The organism is Paenibacillus sp. FSL E2-0177 (assembly GCF_037992975.1).
In the GTDB taxonomy this organism is placed as follows: domain Bacteria; phylum Bacillota; class Bacilli; order Paenibacillales; family Paenibacillaceae; genus Paenibacillus_AQ; species Paenibacillus_AQ odorifer.
Window position 1 is genome coordinate 5,311,021 of sequence record NZ_CP150307.1, and the last position, 15,064, is coordinate 5,326,084.

General features: G+C 43.6%; 15 protein-coding genes. 4 read left to right on the forward strand and 11 right to left on the reverse strand.

Annotated features, from left to right (window positions below):
* Positions 1–7: 7 nt before the first annotated feature.
* Both MHI25_RS23765 and MHI25_RS23770 read right to left on the reverse strand, forming a co-directional pair.
* Complete coding sequence (locus MHI25_RS23765) at positions 8–970, reverse strand: 2-dehydropantoate 2-reductase (RefSeq protein ID WP_076185252.1); 963 nt, start codon at positions 968–970, stop codon at positions 8–10.
* A 107-nt stretch (positions 971–1,077) separates the two neighbouring features.
* Positions 1,078–1,728: an RsfA family transcriptional regulator gene (locus MHI25_RS23770; protein WP_036683702.1), complete on the reverse strand. Its 651-nt coding sequence runs from the start codon at positions 1,726–1,728 to the stop codon at positions 1,078–1,080.
* 345 nt (positions 1,729–2,073) lie between these two features.
* On the opposite strand from MHI25_RS23770, the gene MHI25_RS23775 reads away from it, so the two are divergent.
* On the forward strand, positions 2,074–2,310 hold the full coding sequence (locus tag MHI25_RS23775) for a DUF2626 family protein (RefSeq protein WP_036683705.1): 237 nt from the start codon (positions 2,074–2,076) through the stop codon (positions 2,308–2,310).
* Between the two features lie 167 nt (positions 2,311–2,477).
* Entirely contained in the window at positions 2,478–3,578 is a 1,101-nt protein-coding gene (locus MHI25_RS23780; RefSeq protein WP_076185283.1) for a hypothetical protein, read from the forward strand.
* Here MHI25_RS23780 and MHI25_RS23785 read toward each other — a convergent pair.
* Positions 3,570–4,796 carry an extracellular solute-binding protein gene (locus MHI25_RS23785; protein ID WP_076185253.1) on the reverse strand — a complete coding sequence of 409 codons (1,227 nt, stop codon included), beginning with the start codon at positions 4,794–4,796 and terminating at the stop codon, positions 3,570–3,572. The genes MHI25_RS23780 and MHI25_RS23785 overlap by 9 nt on opposite strands.
* A 380-nt stretch (positions 4,797–5,176) precedes the next feature.
* Positions 5,177–6,508 (reverse strand): PhoH family protein, encoded by a 1,332-nt coding sequence (locus tag MHI25_RS23790; protein ID WP_036683710.1) that lies wholly within the window; start codon positions 6,506–6,508, stop codon positions 5,177–5,179.
* A gap of 107 nt (positions 6,509–6,615) precedes the next feature.
* Between MHI25_RS23790 and MHI25_RS23795 the strand changes: the two genes are divergently transcribed.
* Positions 6,616–7,191 (forward strand): YhcN/YlaJ family sporulation lipoprotein, encoded by a 576-nt coding sequence (locus MHI25_RS23795; RefSeq protein WP_076129034.1) that lies wholly within the window; start codon positions 6,616–6,618, stop codon positions 7,189–7,191.
* A 55-nt stretch (positions 7,192–7,246) separates the two neighbouring features.
* Here the strand turns inward: MHI25_RS23795 and MHI25_RS23800 are convergent, their stop codons facing one another.
* The 6 genes from MHI25_RS23800 to MHI25_RS23825 form a co-directional block, all read right to left on the reverse strand.
* On the reverse strand, positions 7,247–7,699 hold the full coding sequence (locus MHI25_RS23800) for a pyridoxamine 5'-phosphate oxidase family protein (protein WP_076129033.1): 453 nt from the start codon (positions 7,697–7,699) through the stop codon (positions 7,247–7,249).
* 101 nt (positions 7,700–7,800) lie between these two features.
* Positions 7,801–8,901, reverse strand: a complete 1,101-nt coding sequence (locus MHI25_RS23805; RefSeq protein ID WP_340394486.1) for an LCP family protein — start codon at positions 8,899–8,901, stop codon at positions 7,801–7,803.
* 82 nt (positions 8,902–8,983) lie between these two features.
* On the reverse strand, positions 8,984–9,280 hold the full coding sequence (locus tag MHI25_RS23810) for a YlaH-like family protein (RefSeq protein WP_076179286.1): 297 nt from the start codon (positions 9,278–9,280) through the stop codon (positions 8,984–8,986).
* 129 nt (positions 9,281–9,409) lie between these two features.
* On the reverse strand, positions 9,410–11,251 hold the full coding sequence (typA, locus tag MHI25_RS23815; RefSeq protein WP_076129029.1) for a translational GTPase TypA: 1,842 nt from the start codon (positions 11,249–11,251) through the stop codon (positions 9,410–9,412).
* 205 nt (positions 11,252–11,456) lie between these two features.
* Positions 11,457–11,966: a hypothetical protein gene (locus MHI25_RS23820; protein WP_076129027.1), complete on the reverse strand. Its 510-nt coding sequence runs from the start codon at positions 11,964–11,966 to the stop codon at positions 11,457–11,459.
* Positions 11,967–12,186: 220 nt separating this feature from the next.
* Entirely contained in the window at positions 12,187–12,846 is a 660-nt protein-coding gene (locus tag MHI25_RS23825; RefSeq protein ID WP_076136549.1) for a TerC family protein, read from the reverse strand.
* A gap of 171 nt (positions 12,847–13,017) precedes the next feature.
* On the opposite strand from MHI25_RS23825, the gene MHI25_RS23830 reads away from it, so the two are divergent.
* On the forward strand, positions 13,018–13,710 hold the full coding sequence (locus MHI25_RS23830; protein WP_076141834.1) for a TerC family protein: 693 nt from the start codon (positions 13,018–13,020) through the stop codon (positions 13,708–13,710).
* A 67-nt stretch (positions 13,711–13,777) separates the two neighbouring features.
* Here MHI25_RS23830 and thiI read toward each other — a convergent pair whose 3' ends face one another.
* Positions 13,778–15,058: a tRNA uracil 4-sulfurtransferase ThiI gene (gene thiI, locus MHI25_RS23835; RefSeq protein ID WP_232061544.1), complete on the reverse strand. Its 1,281-nt coding sequence runs from the start codon at positions 15,056–15,058 to the stop codon at positions 13,778–13,780.
* Positions 15,059–15,064: the final 6 nt, after the last annotated feature.

Below are 15,064 nucleotides of genomic sequence, written 5' to 3' on the forward strand. Positions count from 1 at the left end.
CCAGAGATCATACCCCAATACCTTCTACTAATTGGCAGAGCCAGCGATTTAATGGTGCCGACACTCCAGATCGTTCTGCCATTTCTACAAGACTTCCATTGATCCAACGAATTTCTGTGGTTCTTGAAGCAAGTACATCTGCCAGCATAGATGAAATATTGCCAGACGTTAACCGGCACACCTGAAGGATGTTATCCCAAGCATCCTTATCATAAGTAATTTCACAGAAATCATACACCATTATTGCTTCTTCAAAAACTTCCTTCATTAATTGGAGGCGTTGCTCTGAAGACAACAGCTCCCCATTTGGAATACGCCAAATCGCCGTGAGTGGATTTATAACGGCATTGATCAAGAGCTTCCGGTAAATCATGGTATCCACTTCATTCGACAAAAAGGCTGCGAATCCTGCCATTATGAGAACTTCTATTAAATTATTCGCTTTTAAATCATTATGTATGCTATGAGCTTGTCCATCCCCTAAGCTCCATTTTCCTATCCACACCTCCCCTGCTCCTGCATGAATGACCTCAGTTAATGATTTACGCTTCGCAGCCTCCGTAGTCACAGCTACATATAAATTGGCGTTTGGCAACAAGCCTCCTAACATCTCCATATGTCCTGTACCATTCTGAAAACAAATCATATGTACTTGCTCTTCCTTAAGTAGGGATAGAAATTCAGGCAAATCATTATGTAGAGTATTCTGTTTAACCGTCACCACGATCCAATCACTCGGCTCTTCTAGATAAGCACCTGCGAACTCCCCTATTGGCGCGGATACAAACTGATCTTCCGAAATTGTTATCGGCTCGCGTTCATCCTCGTAGGTAACCGTTAAGCCATCACGCCCTAATCGTTGGCATTGTTCTATCCCTCGGCACCATAGCCTCACATCATTCCCGGCTTGGATCAGTCTCCCTGCCAGCAGCAGCCCGAGTGAACCTGCACCAATTATATCAATTTTCATATAACCCTCCTGCTGATCTTAAGCACAATTTTTCTAAGTATACCAAAAACCCCGCAAGTGGTGCTTAAAAAGCAGACCACTTGCGGGGTTGTTAGTTAACCTATCGTTTATTCAATGCGTTCTAAATTTCCGTTACCATCCATTTTGAAACGAGTCTTCATTTCTTCTTCTTCTTCATTTAAGAAAGCAAGCCTGCGAGCACGATCCATAATCTGAATTAAAGCTTTGTAATCATCGTTGACTACCCGGTAGTCGCTTTGAGCAAGATTAACCTCTTTAGACAACCGCTCATTCTCAGATCGTAATTCTGTTAATTCATCTTCCTTCTCGCGCAGGTCTCTTTCCAGCATTTTCAGCTGACGTCCTGCTTCCTGGATCGTACCCTTCCATTGTCTTAAGAAACGAATGACCGCATCAATGGATAATGTGTTTTCACTTAATCCCTCACCGCGCCCAAATTCCTCATCGACATCACCCAGAATGAGACCAGCTACTTGCGCTCCTCTTACTGACGGCTGCTTTTTCAGGTAGCTACGCTTTTGACGTTGCCCTTTAGCAATACCGATGGCACCTTCATAACTTTTCCGAACACAACTGTTCCAGCGGAATCCGCAAGCGGCCGAAGTTCTGCCGATTTTTTCACCCACCTCTTCAAAAGCGGCAAGCTGTGTGCTGCCCTCCCGAATGTGTCGCAAAGTTACTTCTGCCAATATTAGATCATCTTCTGCACTCCAAGCGTCCTGTCTAACGGCTGTCATAAAGCCAAACCTCCTAACAACGTCATGAAATAACCATCTCCATAACCGGCAGTTCTGCCGGGTAGTGAATAGGGATAAAAGCTGCTTACTCCATTTCTATGCTTCTCATAGAGTTCATAGAATCTATTTGATACTAATTTGTATTTCCATTATCTGCGTACATCATACGCATAAAACTATAAATTCTCTTTTTTAAAGCACTAATCACTCAGGTCAATTATAAAAATCACATTTTTTGAAGATTAGTGCATTTTTTTCAATGAATTCGTTTACACATAATTATGTTGAGGGTATAATAAATCGAAGGAATATTCGTGAGATACATACTGGAAGGGGGACTCTCTCTTGGACCGCATGTTTCGGGTATTAGGTTTTTTCACATTAGCTATTGGATTGATGGCTTTCGCCGGAGGTCTAACAGAAATGGCCTTGCTTTTCTTTTTGCAAACTGCATTTTTCGTAATACTTGGCTATATGAAATTTACTGAAAAAACTTATGTTCTTCTCTTCTGGGCATACATGATTCTGACTTTCACCGGATTTAGTTATTGGACGATCTTTCAAATGGGTCTTCCACTATAAATTGCAGTACTCTTTTGGAGCGGATGAGGTCCTTATCTTATAAGGATCACTTCCGTTTTTTTGTTTGTATGCTATTTTAGAAGGGTTAAACATATTATTAGTACATACATATATCATTTCAAAAAAAAGGTGGTGGTGTGGTGCGCTCCCGCAATTTACAAAGCCGCATGATTGCAACCATACTAATTCTCTTCTGCTGTACTTTGTTTCCGTTACAACCTGTGAAGTACTTGTCTGCCGATCCTAGCGGTGATTTTTTCAATTCTGCTATACCAGATAATGAAGAAACCCGTAAACTACTTGAACAGACCTTGTCTTCTGCAGAAATTGAACGTGAAATCATCAAGATTACAGCCGAACAAAAAGCACTTGAACAAAAGGTAGAAAGCCTGAACAGACAAGCTACCCAGAAAAAAACAGCCATTGCGGACCAACAGGAACGGGCAGGTGCAGTTGTGCGTTCTTATTATATGGGGGATAGAGATAATCTTCTGGCCGCGTTTTTTTCAGCAAAAAGTATCAGCAGATTCCTGGCTCTGTTCGATTATTATGAGATTATTATTGGAAATGACCGCGATATTCTCTCACAATATGAAGAACAATATAAGGATTTGAAGGATACCCTTCAGACTGCGAAGCGAAACTCGGAAGAGCTCGCCCGATTGCGTACGGCTCTGGAGGAACAGCAAGTTCGGGTAAACGCGCTCAACAAGGATATTGAGGGTGGGATTAAAAATAGCAGCGATCCTGAAAATATGAGTACTCTACTTAAAGAATTCACATTATATTGGGAGAATATCGGCCTGCACGAGGTAAAAACCTATTTCAAGGCGTTATCCTCCGCAATGAATAAACTACCACAGTTTGTTCAGAATCGAGAGGGTGTACTGACTCGAAAAGGAATGACTTATGAGCTAAACCTGAAGGAAGAGGATCTGAATGAATTTTTGCAATCGCAGAATTCGCTGTTTAAAGACTTCGCCTTTCATTTCAATGACGGATCGATTACTGCCACTGGAAAAAGCGGAGCGCTAGCCCTTTCACTGACCGGTCACTACACCATTCAGGAAGAACCGATCAACGGCCTTATATTCCAAGTCGATCATATTGTATTTAACGGTCTTGAATTGCCTGACACAACAAGAAAAACGTTGGAAGAAGAATTTGACTTAGGCTTTTATCCAGGCAAAATAGTATCTTTCCTTCGTGCCACGGCAGTAGATAGCCAAGAGGGCGTCTTGCATGTTAAGCTTTCCATTTCATTTTAGGCCTTCTTTTAGAAATTCTTTGTAGCCTTCCGCATCTATCTGCCCTGTTAATAGTAACGATACAGCTTCAACAACCTTACTCCAGCCGCCCTGTGACTCATCCTCCGGGGCGGTTTCTTCTGTCAGCAATAGCTCAACATCGAAAGGAAGCTTGTATTTAAAAGCATGCTCCGAACGATAAAGAACATCAAGCGCCGGCAAGCTACCCGTATTCTCCAACCAATCCAGCTGAGCATCCTCTGAGGTGATAAAGGTCAGCCAATTCACAGCTTCCTTTGGACTTTGAGATTGAGCTGGAAGGGCAAAAGATCGACTGTAACAGGATTCAAACCCACCCCCATTATTAGCAGTCAGGGCCGGTACAGCAGCAAGGGATGAATTTCCATGCTTCTGCCACTCGGATAACGGTAATGAAGCAACGGCGACACTACCTCCTTGTAGCATATCCCAGACATCTTTATTGTAGCGGCTGGTGAGATAAAAATAACTGCGGGCGTTCTGAATCCAATTCAACACCTCTTGGTTATCTGCTAACAAGCTGCTATTCATGCTCTCCATTACCGCTGACAATCCATAAGGATTGCGGGTATCCATCGCAAGTAAATATTTCCCTTGCTCTTTTAGCACATTCTGAAGCAGGATATTCCACTCTTCGAGGCTTTTGGGTAATGCATTAAAACCCAGCTCCGCCAGCCGTTGTGGAGAATAAACAAGCACGTAAGGATCTATATCTAACGGGACTCCCCAATTATATCCATTCCACTGCATCCAGGGGATCAACTGTGTTAACGGTGCACTCCCCGGAACGCTCTGATACACATCCATCGGCAATAAATATCCACGTGTGGCCCAGTCCAGAATGCTTCGTCCATCTGCCATGACTATATCCGGGCTGTCCCCGATCGTTAAATCATGCTTCAATACCTCATCGGCATCCTCCATATCCACATTGCTTAAAATAACCTTTACTCCACTTTCTAAGGTATAACGGTTGCTAAGGAGCTCCAGTTCACTAAATTCTTCGCTATTTAACGATACTCTTATGTGTAAGCTATCTATAGTTCCCTCATCTCCGGAAGAGGGATGGGTCGACTGACTTTGTGGTCTTTTCATAGGACGTGGATCGTTACTGGTACTCAATTCCATACTGGGCGACAGGCTTGTCAGCGATAGTAGTAAAATTGCAAAAAGCAGCCAATAATTTTTGCGTTTCAGCACGATTTCCCACCTTCCCTTTTGATTGGTCTCCCCTATTTTACCAAACCCTCCGGTACTTGTCTTTAGTTTGTGAAACCGTTCTCTTTCTATTATATGGGTGAAACGCCAGAGGCATTAAAAATAGGAAGGTAATCTGACCGCCATTACAAGAAAGCTTTGGACTTCCGATCGCTGTTATCCTCAGATTTCCTGAACTAATTACCGCATCATGCGGTTAAAATCCGAGGATAAAGGCGAACGCTTCGCTTCTACAGTTCCAAACTTTCTTTCCATGGCTCTAATCACCACAACCAACTTTAAATTCCTCTGCCGTTTCCGGGCGGGCAGGAAAAAGCCGGGAGTGTTTGCTTCTCCCGGCTGAAAATAGGATTGATGAACGGTTAGAGTAGATCCGCGGCCAATTGCGCCAAGCGGGAACGCTCACCTTTTTCCAAAGTAATATGTCCGCTAATCCCTTGCTGCTTAAACTTCTCGACGATATAGCTCAGTCCGTTGCTCGCAGCATCCAGATATGGATGATCGATTTGCTCCGGATCGCCCATTAGAATGACTTTACTTCCTTCTCCCGCTCTGGAGACAATGGTCTTCACCTCATGACGGGAAAGGTTCTGCGCCTCATCAATAATAATGAACTGCGATGGGATTGAACGGCCGCGAATATAGGTTAAGGCTTCTACCTGTATACTTCCTAACCCCATTAAGATTTTATCGATATCGCCAGCTTTTTTGGTATCGAACAGGAATTCCAGATTATCATAAATAGGCTGCATCCAGGGTCTAAGCTTCTCATCCTTCTCACCGGGCAAATACCCAATGTCTTTACCCATAGGAACGACCGGACGGGCGATAAGCAATTTTTTGTATTTATGTTCATCCTCCACTTTGAATAGTCCGGCTGCAAGCGCCAATAACGTCTTCCCTGTCCCAGCCTTACCCGTGATCGTTACGAGTGGGATTTCATCATTTAGCAGCAGCTCCAGTGCCATTCGTTGTTGAGCATTACGGGCGCTAATCCCCCAAACCGAATCATTGCCCAGATAGAGTGGCTCCAGACGTGTGGCATCACTATTCACTTTGAGAAGAGCTGATTTGCCAGTGCCAATCTCATCCTTGAGAATCACAAATTCATGAGGGTACAACGGATACGACAACGCAAGCTGTTTTACCGTCAGAGAGCGGTGACTGTAATATTCATCAATCAATGCGGGATGAACCTGCAGAGATTGGTAACCAGTGTATAGTTCATTTAAGTCTCCAGTACGATCTGACAAATAATCCTCTGGCGTAATTCCCAGTACATCCGCTTTAATACGAACCAGTACATCCTTGCTCACAAGCACAACGGGACGCGGATCGGGCTTCTCATTCTCTTCATTCAAATAATTGAGAGCAACAGCCAAAATCCGATTGTCGTTAGACACCTCGCCAAACATTTCCTGTACCTTCACAAAACTGCGATGGTTAAGTTCTACCTTCAGCTTGCCTCCATGCTCCAGTTCCACACCACTATGCAAATGACCTAGTTCCCGGAGTCCATCAAGCAATCGGGATACCGTACGGGCATTCCGACCGATTTCGTCAGCATTGCGCTTCTTGGAGTCGATTTCTTCCAGCACAACAGCCGGAATAACCACCTCATGCTCCTTGAAAGAGAAAATTGAATTGGGGTCGTGCAAAAGCACGTTGGTATCTAGCACAAATATCTTGTTCATATTATCCCCTCCACAGCGCCTGGTTTGATTGATCATACATAACTCTTTCCGCCAAGGGAAAAGATATGGTACAGAAACGATTCTTTGGCTGAAAGGAGTAATCACATATGAGAAAATCAATATGTCTGTTGCTGGTACTGCTGCTACTGACAAGCTGCGGTATCGCTAATAAAAAGACATCACCCTCTCCTCAGAATAAACAATCTGCGAATGCTGTAAAGGGTACGGGGAACCATGAGGTTCGGCAATTGTCCAATGATGGTGCGACTAATCCTAAAGCCACCTCAAAAGCTGGTCAAGCCGTCAATGTTAATGGAGAAAGTGAAATTGCACTTAAGGATCATTTTGAACAGTTGGCCAAAAGAGTTCCCGGTGTAAATGGCGCACACTGTGTAGTCATGAACAAAGTTGCCATAGTTGGTCTTGATGTAGAAGGTTCTCTGGGCCGTTCACGTGTAGGAAGCATCAAATATTCTGTAGCGGAAGCCATCCGCAAAGACCCAAGAAGTGTACGGGCGCTTGTCACTGCGGATATGGATCTCTCCAGCAGATTAGCGGAAATGAGCCGCCATATCTCCAAGGGACATCCGATATCCGGATTCTCATCCGAGCTGGCCGATATTATCGGACGAATCATGCCACAGCTGCCAGAGGATACCAAGCCGCAAAAAAATGCACAGTAGAGATTAAGAACAAAAGATGTTCTTTGAGTTCAAAAAAAGCCCAGTGATATTTTCACTAGGCTTTTTTCATGGCAGCAAATACTTGTCCGTCCAACTTCTCAGCGGCACGTCCATCATAAACTTTCGCATATCTTGGGGCGGAGTCCAGCTGCGCGCCGTAAAAAAGCGCGTTGCGGACCGCTTGAATTTCAACATCAAAACAGCACATCTTAAAAGGAACATCTTCTAGCGGGTCCTGCCTTACAGCAGCACTACCGTTAATGGCATAGACAGTTCCTTCACCAAACACAGTTATAGTTATTAATGGATTAACCTTCATATTATTCACAAGTCTTGAACGATGATCAATAGCCAAACGCACAGTACTAGGACTAACAGCATAAAGCCACGAAATAGCTGTGGATGTAGGACCGCCTGTCTCCGCATCAACTGTGTTTAGAAGAACAAAGGTTTCCGATTGCAGCATCGATAGCAAAGTTTCATTCAGCTGAGCAACGGCTTCGGACATAAGTACTGGCCCCCTATGCGACGTTAATTCATTCGATTTATTATATTATAGCACAGGCTGAAACTTGCATTCAATTTTAGCTATGGAAGATATTAAGGTCCTCAAGGCGTCTCAGCAGCTGTCGAATCAGCTCCAATGGAAATTCCTGCAATCCGATCCTGCAAGCTTTTCTTAGCGGCCTCAAACTCCTCATCATTAATATATACATATGGACTTCGCCACGTTCCAGTAACCGGCTTGAATTCGATATTCTCTTTGGAAATCTTCCAATACGTCGCAATCATATCTTTGATTTGCGAATTTTCGATATCTGTCTTCATGTTACTGTCCACTGCATCAAGCACCTTGCCGATTTTTAATACGCCACCAAGCGATTGCATCTGATCCACCAGACTGTTCAGAACTTCGTTCTGGCGTTTGTTGCGATCAAAATCATCTGATGCGTTGGTCTTAGGCTTGCAATTGGATTTACGATACCTCACATAGTCCAGTGCATTTTTTCCATCCAGCTCTGCCGGACCCTTTTTCAGATTGATATTCGTGCCATCCACAGTGTCTGTATAACACATATTTTCACTAATATTTACTTCGACTCCCCCAAGCTCGTCCACTACATCACGGAAGCCCTGAAAATCAAGAATCGTTGTATAATCTACATCAATATCCAAATACTTACCCATCATCGTCTTCATCTCATCTTCAGCCAGTAGACCAGAGGATTTCTCCTTACCCTTGAAGCGAGCATAAAATTCATTAATTTTCGTCTTCTTATAGCCACTTAGCTCCACGTAGGTATCACGAGGAAGCGAAACAATAGTCGCTGATTTAGTCTTAGGATTAAGTGCTGCAACCATGATTACGTCAGTCAAATAAGACTCGTGTTTAGGTCTGTTATCCGTTCCCAGTATAAGCATTGTCAGTGGTTTTTCTGAAGCGGAATGCCCTGGAGCAACCGTACCCTCAACCCCTGCATTAAATACGCCATGCTCAAGCTTCCAATACAGATAACCGCCATAACCCAGCACGCCGAGGATCGCAATAATTAGCAAAGTTAACAATACTCTAACTAATCTGCCAAAAAAACCTCTCTTTTTCACTTTCTTTTTCGTTTTTTTCTTAGAAGCACCCTTCACAGGCTGTTTTCTATTAGTAGGTTGTTGCCCGTTTGCTCTTGGAGGTAAACCGCTGTTTCTTGTACTCATAATAGAATAAAGTCCTTTTCATTTCATTTAGAATTAGAATTGCTACATTAATTAGACGATCCTTAAGGTACAAAAGTTGCGATTACGATCTCTTCGCTGCTGCCGCAGCCTTTCTCTTCTGTCGAGCTTCTACTATATAACGTATCCGTACCATCAGCATTAATCCGACAGCAACCAACAGACACTGGATAATCGGAAGCTTATCATGTTGGAAAATGAGGAGCATGCCAGAGCCAACCGCCATCATTATGTAGAGCATGATTTCCTTGCCAATCGATAACTTTTGATTCACACGAAAGACTTGATTATAAACAAAAGTAAGCAATATAAAGATAACAATATAAGCGACGATTGGATGCTCAGCGAACCACACCTGCATAGATAACCGCACTCCTCCCAAATTTAAGATACGTTTACATTATATCATCAGTAGGGGAATTTTTTGTTTCTTATATTAAAAAAAGCCGCCGGATGCAATAATCCGGCGGTCTTATTCATAAGCATGTGTTTACGCGTTGGCTTGTGCTGTTTTACGTTGTTTCTCTACACGTTCGCGTTCGCCTTTGTTCAGAATCTTTTTACGCAAACGAATGGATTTAGGTGTAATTTCACAATATTCATCATCGTTCAAATATTCAAGTGCGCCTTCCAAAGAGAAGGTGCGTGGTGTCTTCATTTTTACAGTATCATCTTTGCCTGAGGTACGCATGTTGGTAAGTGCTTTTTCCTTACAGATGTTAACGATAATATCGTTATCACGGGTATGCTCGCCTACGATCATACCTTCATAAATTTCTGTACCTGCATCCAAGAAGAGAATACCACGATCCTCAACACCCACGATTCCATATTGAGTTGTTGATCCAGTCTCACTTGCTACAAGCACACCTTGATGACGTCCGCCAACTTGACCAGCAACCAGTGGAGCGTAGCTGTCAAAAGCATGGTTCATAACGCCGTAACCGCGTGTCAAAGTCAAGAAGTAAGTGTTGTAACCAATCAATCCACGTGCAGGAATCAGGAACTCCAGACGTACTTGACCCGTACCGTTGTTAATCATATTGACCATTTCGGCTTTACGAGTACCCAGACTCTCCATAACAGAGCCCATGCTCTCTTCTGGAATATCAATCATTAGACGCTCAAGCGGCTCCATTTTGACACCGTCGATTTCTTTAATGATTACTTGTGGTTTAGAAACTTGCATTTCATAACCTTCACGACGCATATTCTCGATCAGAATTCCAAGGTGAAGCTCACCGCGTCCAGAAACGATAAATGCATCAGGACTATCAGTTTCTTCCACACGCAAACTCACGTCTGTTTCAAGTTCTTTAAATAGACGCTCACGTAGTTTACGGGAAGTTACCCATTTACCTTCTTTACCAGCAAAAGGACTGTTATTCACTAGGAATGTCATTTGCATGGTTGGCTCGTCAATCTTCAGAACCGGAAGTGCTTCAGGGTTTGCAGGATCAGCAATGGTCTCACCAATGTTGATGTCCTTGATCCCTGCAATAGCAACGATATCCCCTGCGCCCGCTTGCTCTGTTTCAATACGTTTCAAACCTTGGAAGCCGAACAATTTCTCGATACGTGCAGTTTTGCTCTTACCATCACGCATAATAACTGTTACAGATTGACCTTGTTTGATCACACCGCGGTTAACACGTCCAATCGCAATACGACCCAAGTATTCGTTATAATCCATCAACGTTACGAGGAATTGAAGCGGTTCTTCAACACTTTCGGTTGGAGCAGGAATATGTTCAACAATGGTTTCGTAGAGCGAAAGCATCGTTTCATCTTGTTTCTCAGGAACCATGCTTGATGTACCATTAAGAGCAGATGCATAAACAACCGGGAATTCCAATTGTTCGTCATTTGCTTCAAGTTCGATGAACAAATCGAGCACTTCATCAATAACTTCCTTAGGACGAGCAGCTGGACGGTCAATCTTGTTCACGACAACGATCGGTGTAAGTTTTTGTTCCAATGCTTTACGCAGAACGAATTTCGTTTGCGGCATGCAGCCTTCATAAGCATCAACAACCAGCAATACACCGTCAACCATTTTCATGATCCGTTCTACTTCGCCACCAAAGTCAGCATGTCCAGGTGTATCCACAATGTTGATCAAAAACTCTTTATAAGTAATTGCTGTATTTTTAGCTAGGATTGTAATTCCACGTTCCCGTTCGATATCATTAGAGTCCATAGCACGTTCTTGCAAGTGCTCATGGGCGCTGAAGATCCCCGATTGTTGAAGGAGCTGATCGACGAGTGTTGTTTTGCCATGGTCAACGTGGGCAATGATCGCAATGTTGCGAATATCTTTTCTTGAATGCATGATTTGTATCCAAATCCTCTCATTTATCAAATTAAAACTGTTAAAATTCATAGCATGTCACGGCAGTCTCACAAAAGAAGCGCCAGGCAGAAAGCCGACGCTTCAACATAACATTAATATTATAGTGAAAGTACCATGAAAAGCAAGTCTTTTTATGAAAAAACAGTTACCAATTTCCGTTTTTTTTCACAAGATCCTACAGCAATTAGCTTCGATACCATCTATTCCGGCCACGTGCTCTGCCTCGACCGGTAATCAGCCAAATTCCTACAGCTATTAATACAATCCCGATCAGGTATATCGCGCCGGTGCCCATAAGGCTGAAAATACAAAGCGCAAGGCTTAGTAAGCCTAATGTTACAGCAATTGCTGACAGGCCACCCGTCCGTCTAGGTTCATAGATGGAGTATTCATACAAGCCCACGGCAAGACCAAGCAACAGCACAGGCCATAAGTTTCTCATAAGCCCCCATCCCCAAATATTGCAGAGGCCAAACAACAAACCATACACCGTTAATATCCCGGCAGGAACCAATACCGAGGCCGAAGCACGACGGCTGAAAAATAACATGTGTAGTACTATTCCTGGAATTAAAATCACTAGAGGCCAAAGCGCGCGCCCCAAAAATCCGAAGACGCCCAGCTTACCTAATAAAATCACGATGCCAGCAGCAACAATAAAAATTCCTAGCTGTATATCTTTCTTTGAAGACATCCTTCACCCATCCCTTCAATTTCACGTCTACCTCATTTCCTCGTCACCTTATAGCCTGAAAGCGACAGGATTCTTACTCATATATTATCCGAAACATACACAAAATGCCATCACTCCCTGTGATTAATCAGTGTCGATAAGCGCTTCTGATCACGCAAAAAAAACGGACAATTCCATTTTATGGAGATGTCCGTTTAGTATTGCCTTTTATTGCAATTTATTAACCTGCAGATGTTTTTCTGCGTTTTATTGCTCCCGTAACGACAACTAATATTCCTAAGGCAATGGGCAAATAGGAATGTGAGGAAGGGAACAAAAAGGAGAGCATCGTCCCTAATTTTGCATCCTGAAGCAACATATCCCCTGCTGTAAACGCCAATATATAAGCACCGATAAATACGAGCACTGGAAACCGGTGCAGCCAGCCTACAATAATGCCGCTTCCCCACACTACTATCGGAATGCTAAGGGCAATCCCGATGACAATTAAAGCCAAATCTCCTTTAGCTACTCCTGCAATGGCTAGTACATTATCCAGGCTCATAATGAAGTCTGCTACAAGAATCGTTCGGATTGCTTTCCAGACTGAGGATGATTCCCTTACTCTGAGATCCTCCTCTTCCTCCAAAAGCAGCTTGAACGCTATCCATAGCAGCAGCATTCCCCCTCCAGCCTGAATATAAGGGATTTTTAATAGCAATACCGCAACAAAAGTAAGCAAACACCGCAGAACAACTGCGCCTGCTGAGCCCCACCATACTGCAGTCTTTCGGTGCTTCGCCGAAAGATCCTTGCTGGCCATTGCGATAACCATTGCATTATCTCCGCTCAGCACCAGATTAATCATCAATATTTCACCAAGGAGCAATAATGAATCCATTCGCACTTACCTCCCCGAGTCACATGTAACTACTTGTATGTTCGGAAATGACAAGCTATGCTTCCTGTCCAACTTTTTTTGAGCGTGAACGCATGTTGGCTCCTTTTTTTGCGTATACAAAACTAAGCATATTTTGAAGCTCAATCTAACAAACTTGGGAGTGACTTCGCTTTGAATACATCCATCTGGGAGTTTATATTATCGCTGCTCAACATTATTTTTCTAGATCTTATTTTGGCGGGAGATAATGCCATTGTGATCGGTCTTGCGGCGCGTAATTTACCGTCAGACACGCAAAAGAAGGCTATCGTATTTGGAACAGCAGGTGCTGTAGTGTTGCGGATCTTCGCAACGATTCTGGTCGTATGGCTGTTGAAAATCCCCTGGTTACTGCTTGCCGGAGGGATTTTACTCATTCTGATTGCCTATAAGCTGTTAACCAGTGAGAACACTTCAACAGATATCAAGGCAGGTCAAAGCTTGTGGTCCGCTGTAGGGACAATCATTTTAGCTGATGCTGCCATGGGCCTTGATAATGTGATCGCCATTGCCGGAGCTGCCAAGCATAATATCTCACTGGTTATCATAGGACTGCTGATCAGTGTCCCCATCGTTGTGTGGGGAAGTACCCTTTTTATTAAATTAATCAACAAATATCCATGGATCATTTATATTGGTTCTGCTGTCTTAGGTTTCACTGCTTCAAGTATGATTACGGATGAACATCAGCTTGCGCCATTTTTTAATCATCATCCGCTGCTCAAATATCTGTTTATAATCGTGATCATTATAGGTATTTTGGCAGCGGGACATTGGAAACGCCAATCAAAACCAGAAGAGCCTCAGGAGGGCACAATCGTCTAAACCACAAAAAAACTGCCTCAGAACGTAGATTTCACTACGCTCCAAGGCAGTTTTTTGGTTTATTATTTTAGAACCATTCTTCCTGTAATCCAGCCTCGACACTTACAACATCACTAGGCTTCTCATCTCCATAGGGAGTGATTAACACGGTCTCTGTGGCTTCAATCGCCGCTTCCAGAAGTTCAGAATATCCCGGAAGCGTAGCCTCTATCTTATCCACAATCCGTAAATTCGGATTTGTTGTAGGTGATTTTGGAACAAATAAAGTACAGCAATCCTCATAAGGAAGGATAGACAAATCATAGGTACCGATGTTCTTCGACAGGTCCACAATATCACTTTTGTCCATCATTACCAGCGGACGCAGAAGGGGTAGGGTTGTCGCCCGGCCAATCACGTTCATGCTTGGCAAGGTCTGGCTAGCGACTTGTCCCAGACTATCCCCGGTTACAATCGCCAATGCACCTTCGCGCTCAGCAAGCTGGGTAGTAATTCTCAGCATTGCCCGCCGCATCAGTGTAATAATCAGATTATCCTGGCCGATGCCGGTAAAGGAAGTCTGCACTTCAGTAAAGGGTACCAGATGCAGCTTGATTACACCCGCATAACGTGACAATACCCGCGCAAGATCCACAACTTTTTGTCTAGCAAGCTCGCTTGTATAAGGATAACTGTAGAAGTGCACGCACTCCACTTCAAGTCCGCGCCGCATGGATGACCAGCCTGCTACGGGACTATCAATGCCACCGGACAGCAATAACATCGCTTTTCCGTTAGTGCCTAATGGAAATCCACCTACACCGGCAATATTTTCACAGAAAATATAAGTATGTCCCTGACGAATTTCGACCCTCAGCTCTAATTCAGGCGATTTAACGTCTACGGTGAGGCCAGGATATCCTTGCAATAGTGGTGTCGCGATCAGTTTATTCATCTCAATGGAGCCGTAAGGGAACTCTTTCCATACCCGCCGAGCATTAACCTTAAATCTGGTGCCCGGAGCAGGCGCGATTATCTCCAAAAATTGACGGCTGACCGCTACAATATCCTCAAGCTCTGACTTAGAAACCTTCACTGGACTAACTGAAGCAATGCCAAATACATTCTTCAGTGCTTGTACCAATTCAATCGCAGATTCCCCGTTCAATTCCACGTAAATTCTTCCGAATTCCTTGCTCAGAACTACGTTTGGATAAGGCTTAATCAATTCCTTCACATGACGCAGTACGGTTTTTTCAAATCGGGTACGATTTTTGCCCTTTAAAGTAAACTCTCCAAAACGCAGGAGCAGCATATCAGCGTATTCTATACTATGGGCTCTGCCTTCTGCAGATTCCTTATTCATCATGCTCAT